This window comes from Paractinoplanes tereljensis, assembly GCF_016862435.1.
In the GTDB taxonomy this organism is placed as follows: domain Bacteria; phylum Actinomycetota; class Actinomycetes; order Mycobacteriales; family Micromonosporaceae; genus Actinoplanes; species Actinoplanes tereljensis.
On the sequence record NZ_BOMY01000011.1, the window covers coordinates 1 to 16,214 of the forward strand.

The window sequence follows — 16,214 nt, forward strand, 5'->3', positions numbered from 1 at the left end:
GGCGCAGATGCGCCGCCCGCCGCCGTGAAGTGCTGACCGCCCCAGCGTCAGCACTGCTTCCATTGGAACTGGACCAGGGTGTAGACCTCGCCGTCCGAGGCGCGCATCGAGATGTAACTGCGCCGCGTCGAGGTGCCCGCGTAGACCCGCAGCTCGGTGTTGATGTTGAGACTGCGGGTGACCCCGCAGGGTGCCCAGACCAGATCGGCGGTCTCGGTGATGTCGGTGGCCCGCCAGCTGCCGTCGTACGGCCCGGTGAACGGGTGGTCGACGTAGTTGTTGTCGGACGAGCCCTGGAAGTAGTAGTTGGCCCGTTCCAGCGCGGTGGCCCCGGTTTCCAGGTGCATCTTGCCCCAGTAATCGGCCCGGGCAATCGCGAAGGTGAACCCCTGCGGGATGTGCACGAGCACGTTGACCTGGCAGTTCTTCCGGAAGGCGGTGGGGTCGGTGGTTCCGCCGTCCTCGGCCAGGTACTGCGAGTAGGAAATCTTGAAGGCGGTGTTGTCGGACTGCATCGCGGCCGACGCGGTGCCGGCCGGGCAGCCGGAGCCGTTGACGGTCTGCACGTCGAGCGTGACCTGACCGCTGGGCGGGGTGAGCACGGTGTCGGCCCGGGCCGGCCCGGACAGGGACAGCGCGGCGAGCACGGTGGCGGAGGCGAGTGCGGCCAGCCTGAAGGTCATCGGGGTTCCCTCCTCGGCGATCCAAGGTATTAGACATTGATCGATATGTATGAAGCGATCGAATGCTAGCCTCCCTCGCGAGCACTCAACAAGTGTTAATTAGTTTGCTTATCAAAGGTCTGATCAAATCAACGCATTGACGCTCATCTATGAAATGTCTACCGTGACCCGCATCCCGAGAGGTCGCTGGGGCCTTTTCTGGAAGGAGTCCAAATGCGAAAGGCGTTGTACATTTTCTGCGCCATGCTGGGGGTGTTCGCATCGGCCTTGATAGCCGGTCCGGCATCCGCGGTCGGCTATCTCGATCTACCCGTCCCACCACCCACCGACCGGATCGTCATCGACGTGGTGACGGTCAACGGTTCGGGCTGCCCGGCCGGCACGGCGGCGGTCGCGGTGTCCCCCGACAACACGGCCTTCACCGTGACGTACTCGCAGTACACGGCACTGGTCGGGATCGGCGCGACGTCCACCGACTGGCGGAAGAACTGCCAGCTCAACATCGTCGTGCACGTCCCGAGCGGCTTCACCTACGCGATCAGCAAGGTCGACTACCGCGGGTTCGCCTCCCTCGAAGCGGGCGCGACCGCCCTGCAGAAGGCGAACTACTACTTCCAGGGCCAGTCGCAGACCGCGTTCGTGACCCACAACTACGCCGGCCCGCTGGGCGATGACTGGCAGAACAGCGACGAGATCCCGATCGCGTCGATGGTCTGGTCGCCCTGTGGCGCGCTGCGCAATCTCAACATCAACACGGAACTGCGGGTGGCGGCCGGCACTTCCGACCCCAAGAAGACCACGAGCTTCATTTCGATGGACTCGACCGACGGCGCTCTGAACACCATTTACCACTTCGCCTGGCAGAACTGCCCCTAGAACGAAAGGGAAGGCGCCGGCCGGAATTGTTCCGGCCGGCGCCAAGCCGTGCCCAAAATCGAATTCAGCTGGCGGCCAGTGCCTCGGTCGGCGCCAATCGCGCCGCTCGAATCGCCGGATAGAGGCCCGCGATCGCGCCGATCACCACGGTCGCGCCGACCCCGCCGGCCAGGGCCCACAACGGCACCACGGTGGGCCACTTCTGGGTGGTCGAATACGCCCCGGTGACCAGATAGCCGAGCAGCACCCCGGCCGCCCCGCCGAGCAGCGACAGCAGCAGTGACTCGGTGACGAACTGCGTGCGTACCTGCCCCTTGGTCGCGCCCAGCGACCGCCGCAGGCCGATTTCCGCCCGCCGTTCCAGCACCGAGATCACCATGGTGTTCGCGACGCCGATGCCGCCCACCAGCAGCGCCACCGCGCCCAGTCCCAGCAGCAGGGCGGTGAAGGTGGCGTTCGCCGTGCGCTGCGCGACGAGCGCGTCGGACGGCCGGGACACCTTCACCTCGTTCGGCTGCTGCGGGTTGGCGGTCGGCCCAAGCACGTTCCGGACCGCCTCCACCTGCGACTCGATCGCCCGGGCGTAGACCGTGGTCGGGTGCCCGTCGAAGCCCAGGTAGGTGGCCGCCGCCGACCAGCCGACCAGGGCCGCCGAGTTCAGCTCGGGCGCCAGCGGCACCGGATCGAGCACCCCGAGCACGGTCCACACCCGACCGTTCAGATAGACCGTGGGCGGGTGGCCGAGCCGGCGGGCCGCGTCCGAACCGAGGACCACCGCCGGGTACCGGGCGGTGGCGGCGTTCAGCCAGGCGCCGCCGGACAGCGCGGCGCCGACCGTCTTGAGCAGGCCCAGGTCGGCGGCGAGCACGGCCAGGCCGCCGGTCTGCCCGGCCGGGATCCGATCGGTGCGGTAGACGTTCACGTCGTCCACCGACCCGGTCGCGGTGGCCGACAGCACCGGGCCGATCCGCCGGATCATCGGCACCGCGGTGTCCGGCAGGTCGGAATTCTTGCCGAACATCGTCTGCCCCGGCGTCACGGTCAGCATGTTGGTGCCCAGCGCGGCCAGGGCCCGATCGAGGTCGGCCTGGCTGGACGCCGAAATCCCGACCACCGCGGTCATCGCCGCGATGCCGATCGCGATCCCGAGTGCCGACAGCACCGCGCGCAGCGGTCTCGCCCGCAGCCCGGTGCCGCCCAGGCGCAGCAGGTCGGACGGGCGCAGCCGGGCCGGAGTGAGTGACACTCAGACCACCTCCCCGTCCCGCATCGGCACCTGCCGGGGCAGGCTTCCGGCGATCTCGTGATCGTGGGTGATCACCAGGACGGTGGTGCCGGTCGCGTTCAACTCGCGCAGCAGTTCCACCACCCCGGCCCCGGAGACCGAGTCGAGGTTCCCGGTGGGTTCGTCGGCGAGCAGCACGGCCGGATCCCCGGCCACCGCGCGGGCGATGGCGACTCGCTGCCGCTCGCCGCCGGAGAGCTGGTGCGGACGGTGGGTGAGCCGGTCACTCAGGCCGACCCGGACCAACGCGGCCTCCGCGCGCCACTCCCGCTCCCTTTTCGGTACGCCTGCGTAAAGCAACCCGTCCGCGACGTTGGCCACCGCGTCCCGCCCCGGCGCCAGGTGGAACTGCTGGAAGACGAAGCCGATCCGGCGGGCCCGCAGCGCCGACAGCTGCCGGTCGCTGAGCGTCGCCACATCGTGCCCGTCGATCTTCACCCGGCCCTCGGACGGCCGGTCCAGCGTGCCGATCAGGTGCAGCATGGTGGACTTGCCCGACCCCGATGGACCGACGATCGCCACCAGCTCGCCGTACTCCACGGACAAATCCACCGACCGTACGGCGGTCACGCCACCCGGGTAACTCTTGGTGACCCCGGACAGCTCGATCACCTGACTCATGCCGGCACCCCCACCTTGGTGCCGTCCTCCAGGCCCGGGCCGGTGACCTCGACCTTGCCGTCGGCGAACAGGCCGGTCTCGACCGCGACGATCCGGGTCGTGCTGCCGTCGACGACCTGCACGCCGTAACCGCCCTCGGCCAGCGCGAGCAGCGCCCCGACCGGCACGGTAAGCACGTTCTTGCGTTCCGACGACGTGAAGTAGACGGCCACCGACGCCTCGTCCAGGCCGGTCGGGGCGCCGGAGAAGCCGATCGTCACCTCGAGCAGAGTGGTGTCCGGCTGGTCGCCCTGGCCCTCCTGCACCGTCGTACCCACCTTGATGATCTTGCCGTTGATCTTTTTGCCGTCGGGCATCTCGACCTGGACCGCGGCACCCGGCTTGGCCAGCCGCTGCGAGGCCATCGTCATCTTCACCGTGGCGACCAGCACGGTGCCGGCGTACTTCAGCAGTTCCGTGCCGCTCATCGCGGCGGAACCGTTCTCGGCGGTGACCGAGTCGACCCGGATCGCGGTCGCGGCGTAGGCGATCTGGCTGGTCTCCACCCGGCCGGTCTCGCTGAGTCCGAGGTCGTCCTGCCAGTCCTCGACTGCGGCGGCGGTGGACGACGAATAGGTGCTGTCGACAGTGAATCCGCGATAGCCGAGCGCCCAGAGGTTCTTCTCGAACTGCTTCACGTCCGCGCCCTTGACCCCTGGCGCGAGCGTCCGATAGGACGGCAGCGTGCCGTAGAGCAGCACCACCGGCTTGTTGTCGATCTTGTAAAGGGTCTGCCCCCGTTTGACCAACGCGCCGGAGTTCGGCAGCCAGGTCACCGTCCCGTTCGACTTGGCGGCGAGCGTGCTGGTCAGGCCGTGGCCCAGGGTGCCGTCGTGGGTCTCCCGGTCGACAAGCGTCTCCCGGGCGATCTCGGCTGTGGTGGGCGTGGTGTTGTCGCTGGCCCCGGCGCTGTTCCCGGACGGGTCGGGCAGGTTGAACACGGTGACCGCGGTGGCCACCGCCCCGACCGCGACCACCCCGGCCACGATTCCCGCGGTCCGCCGGGCGCTCATGGGGCTTCCCTCTCGACCACGGTGCCGCGATCGTCGGTACCACCGCCGACCGACGTGCGCTTCTGGGCGCCCTCCGGCACGTACTTCGAACAGGCCTTCTCGGCCTTGTCGAAGGTCGGGTCGCCCGGCCCGGTGCCCAACTTGGTGGCGTCGATGGCGATCCCGCCATCCGGTTGCGGGTCCGGGAAGTTCGGCACGCCGTTCTCCCGCATGCACTTGGCCATGTTGCGCGACCGTTCGAGGTCCTCGGCACTCGCCTTCGGCGGCACGCCACCGTTCGGCAGGTACTTCTTGCAGGCCTCCTGCGCCGCCTCGACCTTCGAGCGGTCGACGCCCGGGGGCTCGACGACCGCCATCTTGCCGCCCGACGGATCGGGGAACCAGCTGAGGCCCTGGTCCCGCATGCACTGCGAGAACTTCACGTCCGAGTCCGGGTCTTGCGAGGTGGACACGCTGGCACTGGCGCTCGGCTTGGCGGTGCCGGTCTGTGCGCTCGCCACCTGCGGATCGTTCGACGTGGTACGCCCACACCCGGCGACCACAAGGGCCGACATGAGGGCGAGCGCCGCGACCGTCCGGGTTCGCATCGTCGTCTCCTTCACCGGCGGCCGGTCGGCCGCCACGGGACGAAGTACAGCGATCGACCGGTTTCCCCACCGTCACGAAAAAACGTGACGCCCAATTGACGCCCGCGCGCGGCACGATGAGAGGCATGCGCATCCTGGTGGTCGAGGACGAGCCGCTGCTGGCCGACGCGGTGGCTCAGGGTCTGCGCCACGAGGCCCACGCGGTGGACGTGGCGTACGACGGCGCGGCCGCCCTGGAACGCTTCGGCGTCAACGACTACGACGTGGTGGTGCTGGACCGCGACATCCCCGCGGTGCACGGCGACGACGTGTGCCGGGTCATCGTCACCCAGGGCGAGACCCGGGTGCTGATGCTGACCGCCGCGGCCGGCATCGACGACCGGGTCACCGGGCTGTCCCTGGGCGCCGACGACTACCTGCCCAAGCCGTTCGCCTTCCGCGAGCTCTCCGCCCGGGTCACCGCGCTGGGCCGGCGGTCCCGCCCGGCCGCCCCGCCGATCCTGCGCCGGGCCGGCATCAGCCTCGACCCGCATCGCCGCGAGGTCCACCGGGGCGGACGCTACGTTCCGCTGTCCCGTAAGGAGTTCGCGGTGCTGGCCGAGCTGCTGCGCGCCGACGGCACCGCGGTGTCGGCCGAGGTGCTGCTGGAGAAGGCCTGGGACGAGAACGCGGATCCGTTCACCCACGCCGTACGCATGACGATTTTGAAATTGCGCCGGAAGCTGGGTGAACCGCCCGTGGTGCTCACCGAGCCGGGAGTGGGGTACCGAATTCCATGAAACTCACCGTCCGCACCCGGCTGACCCTGGTCTACGGTGGCCTGTTCGTGCTGGCCGGCATGGTGCTGCTGGGCGTCACCTACGTGCTGGTGCAGCAGCGCCTGCCGACCGCGGTGGCCGGCGAGGCCTCCTTCTCCCGGTCCGAGACGCTGACCCCGGACAACGGCCCCGGCCCGCAGGCGGTCGAGAAGATCATCACCGGCACCCAGGACACCGCCCTGCACACCCTGCTGACCCAGGGCCTGATCGCGCTGGCCGTGGTGAGCGCGGCCGCGATCGCCCTGGGCTGGCTGATCGCCGGCCGGATGCTCCAGCCGCTGCACCAGATCACCGCGACCGCCCGGCGGATAGCCACCGCCCCCGACGCCGACCGCGGCCTGCACGAACGCATCGCCCTGACCGGCCCGACCGACGAGATAAAAGAACTGGCCGACACCTTCGACGTGATGCTGGCCCGCCTCGACCACTCCTTCGACGGCCAGCGCCGCTTCATCGCCAGCGCCTCCCATGAGCTGCGCACCCCGCTGACCCTGAACCGCACCCTGCTGGAGGTCGCCCTCACTCCCGACGGGGTCTCGGAGGAGGTCCGGCAGCTGGGCACCACCCTGCTGACGATCAACGACCGGCACGGCCGGCTGATCGACGGCCTGCTCCTGCTGGCCCAGTCGGACCGCCCGGTCTCCGAACGCTCCTATGTAGACCTGGCCGACATCGTCGACCACGTGGCCGTCTCCGACACGGTGAAGGTGATTGCCGAACCGGCCGAGGCGGCGGTGGCCGGCAACCCCGTGCTCCTGGAACGCCTGGTGCAGAACCTGGTGGAGAACGGCATCCGGCACAACATCCCGCAGAACGGCTGGGTCCGGGTCCGCACCGGAATCCGCCCGGACGGCTGGGTGATCCTCGAGGTGAGCAACTCCGGCCCGGCCATCCCCCGCTACGAGGTCGCCGGCCTCTTCGAGCCGTTCCACCGATACGGCAAAGAACGCCTGCACTCCCCGGGCGCCGGCCTGGGCCTGTCGATCGTCCGAGCGGTGGCCAAGGCGCACGGCGGCCAGGTGACGGCCACCGCCCGCGACGAGGGCGGCCTGATCGTCACGGTGCTCCTCCCGCGAGCCCTCTAGGTAGCGGCCGGCACGGCCTGGTCGGCTGGGGCGGCGGCGGTTTCGGTGGGGACGGTGGTGCGGCGGGCCAGACCGATCACGCCCAGGGTCATCACGATGGCGGCCACGGCGACGACGACACGGCCCTCGGTGCCGAAGCGGAAGGTCTCGTGGAAGACGACCACGCCGGCGATCGCGGCCACGATCGGGTTGGCGACGCTCACCGTGGCCAGCGGCGCGGCCAGGCCCGCGCCCCGGTAGGAGAGCTGGCTCAGGACGTAGCCGCCGATCCCGAGCAGCACGACCAGGCCGGCCTGGACCATGGAGACGTTCTCCAGGCCGTCGTCGGTGAAGGCCGCCATCACGGCCTTGGACAGGACCGACGAGATGCCGAAGGCCACCCCCGCGGCGGCCGCCAGCAACATCGCCCTGGTGCGGGGGCCGGCCGTGGTGGCCGCCCCGACCAGCCCGACCACCAGGATCAGCGTGATCAGCGCGAGATAGCGGGCGTCGGCCGAGGTGAGCAGGGACGGTCCGGCGGACTCCACCGAGAGCGACATGATCAGGCACAGTCCAGCGACGGTCAGACCGGCGTCTATCCACGCCGGGATGCTTATCTTGGTGCGATATCGAAGTGCCGAGATGGGCAGGGCGAACAGCAGGGTCAGCGTGCCCAGGGCCTGGACCACCGCGACCGTGCCGAAGTTCAGGGCGATCACGTGCAGGCCGACCCCGCCCGCCGTGAGCACCAGCGCCACCACCCAGCGGGCCAGACCCCGTTGGCCGTTCTTGGCCAGACGTTCCTGTGCGACGGCGGCCCCCGCATAACTCGCCGCGGACAAAACAGACAGCGTGACAGCCCAACCGAGCGAAGCCATAAACACCCCTCTTTGAGCTTGCCTCACGTACCCCCGTCTCAGCCTCTCGATTTCCTGGGATCTTGGCGTCATCCGCACGGTGTAAATCCATCTGCGTCAGTCGCGGTACAAGACCGAAAATGCCTTTCGGTACGCGGACCAGCACTGCCACGATCGTGGGCATGACGGACACGCCCCATACCCGGATCGGCTGGCTCGACCTGCCGGCGGCGGTTCGTTTCCGGATCGAGACGATTGTCGGTGGCGGCCGGGTCGAGACGGCCGTGTCGCAACGGGGTGGCTTCTCCCCCGGCACCGCCGATCGGGTCACCACCGAGACCGGCCGGAGAGCCTTCGTCAAGGCGGTGCACCCGGCGATCAACAGCCGCTCGGCCGAGCTGGCCCGGATGGAGACCCGGGTGAGCACCGCCCTGCCCCGCACCGCTCCGGTCCCGCAGCTGCTGGGCGCGTTCGACGACGATGACTGGGTGGTCCTGGTCCTCGAGGACGTCGACGGCGCCCAACCCCGTACCCCCTGGGTGGAAGTTGAATTCGACGCGGCCCTGGCCGCGCTCACCGAGTTGGCCGCCGCCGTCACCCCGTCGCCGGTCGGCGATCTGCCGACGACCGCGGAACGCTTCGCCGAGGATTTCGCCTCGTGGGACCGGATCGCCGCCGACCCGCCCGCCGACCTCGACCCGTGGCTGGCCGGGCGGCTGCCCGAGCTGGCCACCGCCGCGAAACGCTCGCTCGACGCCCTGAGCAGCGGAAACACCCTCGTGCACTGCGACATCCGGGCCGACAACATGCTGGTTCGCCACGACGACGGCCGGGTGGTGATCGTCGACTGGCCGTGGGGCGCGAACGGGCCCGAGTGGGTCGACCGGCTGCTTCTCGGCGTCAACGTCTACGTGCACGGCGGCGATCCGGCGCGGGCCCTGGACACCGTCGACCCGGCCGTGGTGACCGACTTCCTGGCCGGCCTGGTCGGCTATTTCGAGCACATCTGCCGCCTGCCGCCGCCGCCCGCGATCCCCACCGTGCGCGCCTTCCAGCGGAGGCAGGCCGACGCCCTGCGGCCCTGGTTGCGCGAACGCCTCTGATCCGAAAACCTCCCAGGGCCGTATAAATGGATACGGCGATCGCACCAGATGGGAGGTCCGGCACACCTGCCCGGACCAGGCCCGACCGCGCATTAGTCTGGGATGTCTGGGCTTCGGCGTGGCGGCCCGGACCGCCGAAAAATCCTCACACGGAACGGAACACGATGATCGACCAGGCCAAGGTGCGAGTCCTCCTGCTGGAGAGCATTCATCGCGACGCGGTGACCCGGCTGGAAGCCGAGGGGTACTCCGTCGAGTCCGTGCGCAACGCGCTGGACGAGGTGGAGCTGATCGAGCGGATCCAGGGCGTGCACCTGCTCGGCATCCGGTCCAAGACTCAGGTCACGGCGAAGGTGCTGGAGGCCGCCGACAGTCTCGTCGCGGTGGGCGCGTTCTGCATCGGCACCGACCAGATCGACCTGCACGCCGCGTCGGCCGGCGGGGTCGCCGTCTTCAACGCGCCGTTCTCCAACACGCGCTCGGTGGTCGAGCTCGCCATCGCCGAGATCATCTCGATGACCCGCCGGCTCACCGAGAAGAACGCGCTCATGCACGAGGGTGTCTGGGACAAATCGGCGGACGGCGCGCACGAGATCCGCGGCCGCCGGCTCGGCATCGTGGGGTACGGCAACATCGGCACCCAGCTCTCGGTCCTCGCCGAGAACCTGGGCATGCACGTGTCCTTCTACGACACGGCCGACAAGCTCGCGCTGAGCAACGCCCACCGCTGCGCCTCGCTGGAGGAGCTGCTGGAGACCTGTGACTTCGTCACGCTGCACGTGGACGGCCGGCCGGGCAACCTCGGCTTCTTCGGCGCCGACCAGTTCCGGCGGATGCGGCGCGGCTCGCTGTTCCTCAACCTCTCGCGCGGCATCGTGGTCGACCACGTGGCCCTGCGCGACGCCCTGGCCAGCGGCCACCTGGCCGGCGCGGCCGTGGACGTCTTCCCGACCGAGCCGAAGGGCCGCGGCGACGAGTTCGTCTCCGAGCTGCGCGGCCTGCCCAACGTCATCCTCACCCCGCACATCGGCGGGTCGACGGAGGAAGCGCAGTCCGACATCGGCGACTTCGTGGCCAACAAGCTGGTCCACTTCGTGGAGGACGGCAACACGACGCTGAGCGTCAACCTGCCGGGGGTGGCGCTGCCCGAGCAGGACGGCATGAGCCGCATCGTGCACGTCCACCTCAACACCCCGGGCGTACTCGCCAAGGTCAACAGCATCCTGGCCCAGCACGCGGTGAACGTCGAGGGTCAGCTGCTGAGCACCCGCGGGGAGTACGGCTACCTGATCACCGACATCAGCGGTGGCTACAGCGACGAGGTGCTCGACCAGCTTCGCAACATGGAGCAGACGGTCCGCCTGCGTGTTCTGTCCTGAACTGAGGTAAAGAGGGCCGGCCTGGAAGGGCCGGCCCTTTACGCGTTCTCGACCGTCAGTGACGTGATCCGGGCGCCGGCCGTGACGTCGTACCGGTTGGCGACATCCCAGCCCTTCGGCGTCAGCGTCGAACCGGCGGCCACGTCCTTGAGCGTCCGCGACCCGGCCACCACCGTCTGGGCACCGCCGCCGACCTTGATCCGCACCGGGTTGGCGGCCGGCGACTTCAAAATCAGCGAATCAACCGCGCCATTGATCTTCACCGGAACGGTTCCGGTCGGGCGGGACAGGGTCAATTGGGCCGTACGCATCCCGGCGACCATCTCCAGCCCACTGATCTGCCCACCGCTGACGTCGATGACCTGCTTCTCGGCGTACCCGGAGAACCGCAGCGCCCAGCGCACCTTGGCCGCCAGGACCACCTCGATCTCCCCGCCGGTCCCGTCGCCGTCCTTGCTGACCTGCAGCTTGATGTCGTCGTTGCGGATCGTCGGGTTGGGCAGGAAGCCGGCGTCGTCCGGTGTGGAGATCCGGTACAGGTCGTCGCCGAGCTCGCCGATGGTCACCTTCACCGAGTTGGCCCCGGCCAGCAGTTCGAAGCTCGCCTTGGTGCGGTTGTCGAGCGGCGCGCTCACCGTCCGCTTGCCGGGGTCGCCGGCGCCCAACTGCAGCACCCCGTCCAGCTTCTCGTCGGACCCGGAGAAGTAGACGACGCCGACCACCGCGCCGGCCAGCACCACGATGGCACTGAGCACGATCATGCCGATGGTGACCGCGCGTGACTGCCGCGGGGCCGGAACCGGCTCGGCGGCCGGTTCCCGTTCCCGATCGTGCCGGACGACCCGGCGTTCGCCGGTGTCCTTGCCCCAACTGGCGATCTCGCCGGAGGGAGCGCGAAGTGCACCGGACGGGCCGCGGAGCGCACCGGATCCGGATGAAGGCCAGTTCGGGACGGCGGCCGGAGCGGGCCGCCGCGAGTCCTGTCGCCGTACCGGAAGGTCGTCCTGGGAAACCGCCGAAGCCGGCGAGAACGCCGGCGGCGAATAGGCCGGCGGCCCGGAGATCGGCTGCCCGGCGGTCGGCGACGAGGTCGGCGAGAACTCGAAGGACCCGGAGAAGTCGTCGGACGCCATCGACGGCAGCGGCTCGTACCCTCCCGAGGAAGCCCCCGCGGAAGCGGGCGGCCCGGACGTGGGCGCCGAGCGCTTGGGTGAGATCGGTCCGTCGCCGAAGCCGAACGAGGCGCGACCCGAGCCCCGCGACGATGCGGCCCCGGAATCCGTCTCGGCCTCGGACGGCATGTCGGTGCCGTCGGTGAACCAGGATCCGCCGGTGGTCGAATCAGCCGGCGGGTGTGCGGGCGGACGGCGATAGAGGGTGTCACCCTCCCTGCCGCCCCGTCGGTTGCCGGTGGCCATCGGGTCGGCCACCGCCACATCGGACGCGTCGTCAGCTGCTTCTCGATCCACAGCGTGTCTCCCCTGTCGCATCGCCGGTCAACCCGGCTATCGCCGGTCAACCCGGCTACCCCGACAGAGGTACGTATTTGAAGTTCACGCGGATGAGTGCCGGTGCCAACTACTTAGAGTTAATGCCGATCCTGGCTGAGCAGGCCCCGCCGGGAGGCGATCGCGACCGCTTCCAGCTGGCTGTGCGCGCCCAGTTTGGCCAGCACCGCTTTCACGTAACCCCGGCAGGTGTGCAGGCTGATGCCGAGCCGCCGGGCGATGGCCCGGGCGTCCAGGCCGACCGCCATCAGATGCAGCACCTCGTCCTCGCGGACGGTCAAGCCGCCACCGCGCGGCGCGGCCACCGGGGTAGTGCTGCGCAGCAGCCGGGCGAGGATGTCGGTGGAGACGGTCATGCCGCCGCCGTGCGCGGTGCGCAACGCGTTCAACACGTCGCCGAGGGCACCGTTCTTGGAGAGGAAACCCGCCGCGCCGGCCGCCGTCGCGCGCCCGACCAAAGCCGATTCATCGCTCGCAGTGAGGATCACCACACGCGTGTCGGGCTGCCGTACGCGAATCAGCTCAGCAATCGCAATACCGTCCGCATCGGACAGTTCCGGATCGAGAAGGATCACATTGGGCTGGAGCTGTGCGGCCAGTTGCAGAGCTTCCGCACCGGTGCGTGCGTGCCCCACGTATTGCAGGTCGGGCTGGCCGGCCAGAGCGTGTCCGAGCAGCTCGGCAAACGTCTGGTGGCCGTCGACGACGAGGACGCTGATCGCTTCGCCGTTGTTCATGCGCCACCTTTCAACCGAACGGACCTCGGGAAGTCTACGGAGTACCGGCTCTCATCTTTGCCCTACCAACAGCCTGCCGCTGCGACGGGCCGGATCCGTTCCGCCGGTACGCCCGATGGCTGGATGAGGCTAACCGGCCGTGATCACCAATCTTTCGGTTGATCTGGCCCCCTCGCGTTAGGGCTTGCCGGTCAACTCTCTCAGACGCAGAGTTTCGATTCATGTTCGACATCCAGCTCTTCGGCCGCATCGAGGTTCGCACTCGGGGCGAGCGCCTGGCGGGCCGTGACTTCGGCGGCGAGCGCCCACGGCACCTCCTCGCCCTGCTCGCGCTACGTGGCGAGGCGTCCATCTCGGAGCTGGCCGAGCAGCTGGGCACGAGCAAGAAGTCCGTTGAGGCCGACTTGTCGGTTCTTCGGAAGCACCTCGAACCGGGCGTAAGCTCCCGCGACTCGGTAATCGGCAGCCACCGCGGCCGGCTGCGCCTCGACCCCGAGCGGGTCCGGGTCGACGTGGCCCGCTTCGAGGAGCTCATCGCCGCCGCCGAGGGCCGCCCGGCCGCGCGGGCCGCGAAACCGCTCACCGCCGCCGCGTTCCTGGCCACCCGCCCGCTGCTGGAGGACGAGGACGTCGCGTGGGCCGCCGAGGCCCGCAGCGAATACCGCGCCAAGCTCGTGATCGCCCAGCGCGCCGAGGCCACGCCGGTCAACTGACAGACTTGCGGGGTGACCACCCTGCTCCCCGTTCCGCTGGCTCCGGAGATCTCGCTCTACCTGGCCGGGAAGCGGGTCGGCCTGTTCGACCTCACCGGCGGCGAGTTCCGCAGCGACGTACCCCCGCCGTTCTGGGCCTTCGTCTGGGCCGGCGGGCAGGCTCTGGCCCGATATGTCCTGGACCATCCGGAAACCGTGGCCGGTAAACGCGTACACGATCTGGCCTGCGGTTCCGGCGTGGCGGCCATCGCCGCCGCCCGGGCCGGCGCCGCGCACGTGGCCGCCACCGACCTGAACCCGGACGCGGTAGCGGCCGCCCAGCGCAACGCCGCCGCCAACCAGGTCACCGTCAGTGACACCCCGGATCGTCCCGAGGTAATTCTGGCCGGCGATGTCTTCTACAGCCCCGCGGTCGCGCCCGCGATCACCAAAATTCTTCGCGAGGCTCGCCGAAATTCGGTCGATGTCCTGGTTGGCGACCCCGGACGGGGGTACTTCCCGGAGCGGCTCTTCACTGCGCTGACCGAGTACGTCGTGCCCGTACCGGCCGCGCTGGAGGAAGCCGAGACGCTCGCGACCACCGTCTGGCGGATGCGATGAGCGTCACTCTCCGCACGAGAAAACCGAGATGCGTTCATCACGCAACCAGTTGTACGCTGCACGCATCCACCCAAGGCCACTCAGGCAGGTAACGCACGTGCATGAATCGGACAGAGCTACTGGTCCGGGTCGTTTGGCCGACGAACTTGTGCGGTTCTTCCGGCTCGGCGCGCGGGCCAAGAGCATGCTCAACAAGGGCGACTTCGGCGCGGAGTTCTCCGCACTGATGCTGCTCTTCCCGCTGCGCTTCCACGGCCCGATGCGCGTGACCGACCTGGCCGAGGTCAAGCAGGCCGACCCCTCGACGGTCAGCCGGCAGACCGCTCAACTCGTCAAGGCGGGCCTGGCCCGCCGCGAGGCCGACCCGGAGGACGGGCGGGCATCGCGACTGGCGATCACCGAGGCCGGCCTGGACGCCTGCCGGCAACTGCACGACGCCCGCGAGGACATGCTCGCCGAGGCGCTCAGCAGCTGGCCGACCGAGCGCGTCGAGGCATTCATCGAACTTTTCACCGAATTCAACACGGCGGTCGAGACGCACCTCCGCAGCGCGCCGGCCGCGACACCAGCACGGGAGATCGCGTGAGCAACCCCGAAACCGCCGCACCACCGGCTGCCAAGCCGAATGCGGAATTCACCCACCGGCAGATCCTGACGATCCTCGGCGGCCTGATGATGGGCATGTTCCTGGCCGCCCTGGATCAGACGATCATGGCTACCGCGACCCGGACGATCGCCGACGACCTGCACGGCTTCGACATGCAGGCGTGGGCCACCACGGCGTTCCTCATCACGTCGACGATCTCCACGCCGCTCTACGGAAAGCTGTCCGACATCTACGGCCGGCGGCCGTTCTTCCTGTTCGCGATCGGCATCTTCATCGTCGGCTCGATGCTCTGCGGCCTGTCCCAGAACATGTACGAGCTGGCCGGGTTCCGCGCGATCCAGGGTCTCGGCGCCGGCGGCCTGATGTCGCTGGCCCTGGTCATCATCGGCGACATCGTGCCGCCCCGGGAACGAGCCCGCTACCAGGGCCTCTTCCTGGCCGTCTTCGGCACGGCCAGCGTCATCGGCCCGATCCTGGGCGGCTTCTTCGCCGGCGCCGACACCATCCTCTGGGTGGACGGCTGGCGCTGGGTCTTCTACCTGAACGTGCCGATCGGCATCGCCGCCATGGCGGTCGTGGCCCGGGTGCTGCACCTGCCGCACCAGCGCACCGACCACCGGATCGACTGGCCCGGCGCGCTCAGCCTGATCGTCGGCCTGGTGCCCCTGCTGACCGTGGCCGAGCAGGGCCGCGCCTGGGGCTGGGGCTCCGGCCGGGCGCTCGCCTGCTACGCGGTCGGCGTGATCGGCATCGTCGCGTTCATCTTCGCCGAGCGGGCCTACAAGGACGAGGCGCTGCTGCCGCTGCGGCTGTTCCGCAACCGCACGGTCGCCGTCGGTGCCACCTCCAGCACCATCCTCGGCATGGCGATGTTCGGCGGCCTGATGACCGTCCCGCTGTACCTGCAGATCGTGAAGGGCTCCTCGGCCACCATGGCCGGCCTGCAGATGATCCCGTTCGTGTTCGGCATCATGGCCGGCTCGATCACCGCCGGTCAGCTCATCGCCCGCACCGGCCGTTACCGCATCTTCCCGATCATCGGCAGCTCCCTGATGCTTGTCGCGCTGGGCCTGTTCGCCCTGATCGGCGCGGACACCCCGCTCTGGCAGACCATGCTGATCATGGTGGTGATGGGCCTCGGCCTGGGCGGCAACATGCAGCCGATGATCACCGCGGTGCAGAACGCGGTCGGCCCGCGGGAGATCGGCGTGGCCACTAGCTCGGTGACGTTCTTCCGCTCGATGGGCGGCACGCTCGGCACCGCGGTCTTCCTGTCGGTGCTGTTCAACGTGCTTCCCGGCAAGATCGGCAACGCGTTCAAGTCGGCCGAGTCGACCACCGACTTCCAGGCCGCCCTGGCCGCCAACCCCGACCAGGCGAAGATCCTGCAGCAGGCCACCGCCGGCGGCGGCAGCAGCGACCTGAGCGACACCTCGTGGATCAACAAGCTCACCGACGTCCTGGCCCACCCGTTCAAGGTCGGTTTCTCGGACGGCATCCACGTGGTCTTCCTGATGGCCTTCGCGATCATGGTGATCGGCCTGATCGTGGTCTTCTTCCTGCCGGAGATCCCGCTCTCCCAGCGCTCGGCCCAGCAGCAGCGGGCCGACGACATCCTGGCCGCCGAGAACAGCGACGGCGTGCCCGGCGAGGTGGGCGCCGGCCCGCTGACCGACAAGGTCAACACCTGAGATTCAACAACCACTTCGGGCGTACGCCCGGAG

Annotated in this window: 17 protein-coding genes; 9 read left to right on the forward strand and 8 right to left on the reverse strand. The window is 69.3% G+C overall.

Translation table 11 applies throughout. The annotated features are described in order from the left end of the window. Positions 1–47: 47 nt before the first annotated feature. Positions 48–683 (reverse strand): DUF4360 domain-containing protein, encoded by a 636-nt coding sequence (locus tag Ate02nite_RS08115; RefSeq protein WP_203801536.1) that lies wholly within the window; start codon positions 681–683, stop codon positions 48–50. A gap of 225 nt (positions 684–908) precedes the next feature. Here Ate02nite_RS08115 and Ate02nite_RS08120 point away from each other — a divergent pair, with 225 nt between their 5' ends. Further along, positions 909–1,559, forward strand: a complete 651-nt coding sequence (locus tag Ate02nite_RS08120; RefSeq protein ID WP_438871167.1) for a DUF4360 domain-containing protein — start codon at positions 909–911, stop codon at positions 1,557–1,559. Between the two features lie 64 nt (positions 1,560–1,623). Here the strand turns inward: Ate02nite_RS08120 and Ate02nite_RS08125 are convergent, their stop codons facing one another. The 4 genes from Ate02nite_RS08125 to Ate02nite_RS08140 are packed head-to-tail and all read right to left on the reverse strand — an operon-like array spanning position 1,624 to position 5,140. Next, the gene (locus Ate02nite_RS08125) at positions 1,624–2,805 is read right to left on the reverse strand and encodes an ABC transporter permease (protein WP_203801541.1); all 1,182 of its coding nucleotides are present in this window, start codon (positions 2,803–2,805) and stop codon (positions 1,624–1,626) included. Beyond that, a complete protein-coding gene (locus Ate02nite_RS08130; RefSeq protein WP_275422817.1) occupies positions 2,806–3,456 on the reverse strand; it encodes an ABC transporter ATP-binding protein in 651 nt (216 codons plus the stop codon). A 5-nt stretch (positions 3,457–3,461) separates the two neighbouring features. After that, positions 3,462–4,517 carry a peptidoglycan-binding protein gene (locus tag Ate02nite_RS08135; protein ID WP_203801545.1) on the reverse strand — a complete coding sequence of 352 codons (1,056 nt, stop codon included), beginning with the start codon at positions 4,515–4,517 and terminating at the stop codon, positions 3,462–3,464. Then, entirely contained in the window at positions 4,514–5,140 is a 627-nt protein-coding gene (locus Ate02nite_RS08140; protein WP_203801547.1) for a hypothetical protein, read from the reverse strand. Before Ate02nite_RS08140 ends, Ate02nite_RS08135 begins: the two co-directional genes overlap by 4 nt. 89 nt (positions 5,141–5,229) lie before the next feature. Here Ate02nite_RS08140 and Ate02nite_RS08145 point away from each other — a divergent pair, with 89 nt between their 5' ends. Together Ate02nite_RS08145 and Ate02nite_RS08150 are read left to right on the forward strand one after the other, a co-directional pair. Beyond that, entirely contained in the window at positions 5,230–5,883 is a 654-nt protein-coding gene (locus Ate02nite_RS08145; protein WP_203801549.1) for a response regulator transcription factor, read from the forward strand. Then, positions 5,880–7,007 carry a sensor histidine kinase gene (locus Ate02nite_RS08150; protein WP_203801551.1) on the forward strand — a complete coding sequence of 376 codons (1,128 nt, stop codon included), beginning with the start codon at positions 5,880–5,882 and terminating at the stop codon, positions 7,005–7,007. The genes Ate02nite_RS08145 and Ate02nite_RS08150 overlap by 4 nt, the downstream gene beginning before the upstream one ends. Here Ate02nite_RS08150 and Ate02nite_RS08155 read toward each other — a convergent pair. Next, positions 7,004–7,864: a DMT family transporter gene (locus Ate02nite_RS08155; protein WP_203801554.1), complete on the reverse strand. Its 861-nt coding sequence runs from the start codon at positions 7,862–7,864 to the stop codon at positions 7,004–7,006. The genes Ate02nite_RS08150 and Ate02nite_RS08155 overlap by 4 nt on opposite strands. A gap of 161 nt (positions 7,865–8,025) precedes the next feature. On the opposite strand from Ate02nite_RS08155, the gene Ate02nite_RS08160 reads away from it, so the two are divergent. Next, positions 8,026–8,946, forward strand: a complete 921-nt coding sequence (locus Ate02nite_RS08160; RefSeq protein WP_203801557.1) for a phosphotransferase — start codon at positions 8,026–8,028, stop codon at positions 8,944–8,946. 164 nt (positions 8,947–9,110) lie between these two features. Then, entirely contained in the window at positions 9,111–10,325 is a 1,215-nt protein-coding gene (gene serA / locus Ate02nite_RS08165; protein ID WP_203801572.1) for a phosphoglycerate dehydrogenase, read from the forward strand. A 38-nt stretch (positions 10,326–10,363) separates the two neighbouring features. On the opposite strand, the gene Ate02nite_RS08170 is transcribed toward serA, so the two are convergent. Together Ate02nite_RS08170 and Ate02nite_RS08175 are read right to left on the reverse strand one after the other, a co-directional pair. After that, positions 10,364–11,794 carry a hypothetical protein gene (locus tag Ate02nite_RS08170; protein WP_203801575.1) on the reverse strand — a complete coding sequence of 477 codons (1,431 nt, stop codon included), beginning with the start codon at positions 11,792–11,794 and terminating at the stop codon, positions 10,364–10,366. A 119-nt stretch (positions 11,795–11,913) separates the two neighbouring features. Continuing rightward, positions 11,914–12,570, reverse strand: a complete 657-nt coding sequence (locus Ate02nite_RS08175; protein ID WP_203801578.1) for a response regulator — start codon at positions 12,568–12,570, stop codon at positions 11,914–11,916. 221 nt (positions 12,571–12,791) lie between these two features. Between Ate02nite_RS08175 and Ate02nite_RS08180 the strand changes: the two genes are divergently transcribed. The 4 genes from Ate02nite_RS08180 (at position 12,792) to Ate02nite_RS08195 (ending at position 16,181) form a co-directional block, all read left to right on the forward strand. After that, positions 12,792–13,283 carry an AfsR/SARP family transcriptional regulator gene (locus Ate02nite_RS08180; RefSeq protein ID WP_203801581.1) on the forward strand — a complete coding sequence of 164 codons (492 nt, stop codon included), beginning with the start codon at positions 12,792–12,794 and terminating at the stop codon, positions 13,281–13,283. 12 nt (positions 13,284–13,295) lie between these two features. After that, complete coding sequence (locus tag Ate02nite_RS08185; RefSeq protein WP_203801584.1) at positions 13,296–13,883, forward strand: class I SAM-dependent methyltransferase; 588 nt, start codon at positions 13,296–13,298, stop codon at positions 13,881–13,883. 133 nt (positions 13,884–14,016) lie between these two features. Further along, the gene (locus Ate02nite_RS08190) at positions 14,017–14,469 is read left to right on the forward strand and encodes a MarR family winged helix-turn-helix transcriptional regulator (RefSeq protein WP_239147222.1); all 453 of its coding nucleotides are present in this window, start codon (positions 14,017–14,019) and stop codon (positions 14,467–14,469) included. Then, on the forward strand, positions 14,466–16,181 hold the full coding sequence (locus tag Ate02nite_RS08195) for an MDR family MFS transporter (protein ID WP_203801590.1): 1,716 nt from the start codon (positions 14,466–14,468) through the stop codon (positions 16,179–16,181). The genes Ate02nite_RS08190 and Ate02nite_RS08195 overlap by 4 nt, the downstream gene beginning before the upstream one ends. The last annotated feature ends 33 nt before the right edge of the window (positions 16,182–16,214 follow it).

Coding starts and splice junctions, on each gene's coding strand:
- Ate02nite_RS08175 (WP_203801578.1), bottom strand. CDS start 12,570: ATGAACAACGGCGAAGCGATCAGCGTCCTCGTCGTCGACGGCCACCAG.
- Ate02nite_RS08115 (WP_203801536.1), bottom strand. CDS start 683: ATGACCTTCAGGCTGGCCGCACTCGCCTCCGCCACCGTGCTCGCCGCG.
- Ate02nite_RS08155 (WP_203801554.1), bottom strand. CDS start 7,864: ATGGCTTCGCTCGGTTGGGCTGTCACGCTGTCTGTTTTGTCCGCGGCG.
- serA (WP_203801572.1), top strand. CDS start 9,111: ATGATCGACCAGGCCAAGGTGCGAGTCCTCCTGCTGGAGAGCATTCAT.
- Ate02nite_RS08160 (WP_203801557.1), top strand. CDS start 8,026: ATGACGGACACGCCCCATACCCGGATCGGCTGGCTCGACCTGCCGGCG.
- Ate02nite_RS08150 (WP_203801551.1), top strand. CDS start 5,880: ATGAAACTCACCGTCCGCACCCGGCTGACCCTGGTCTACGGTGGCCTG.
- Ate02nite_RS08145 (WP_203801549.1), top strand. CDS start 5,230: ATGCGCATCCTGGTGGTCGAGGACGAGCCGCTGCTGGCCGACGCGGTG.
- Ate02nite_RS08180 (WP_203801581.1), top strand. CDS start 12,792: ATGTTCGACATCCAGCTCTTCGGCCGCATCGAGGTTCGCACTCGGGGC.
- Ate02nite_RS08135 (WP_203801545.1), bottom strand. CDS start 4,517: ATGAGCGCCCGGCGGACCGCGGGAATCGTGGCCGGGGTGGTCGCGGTC.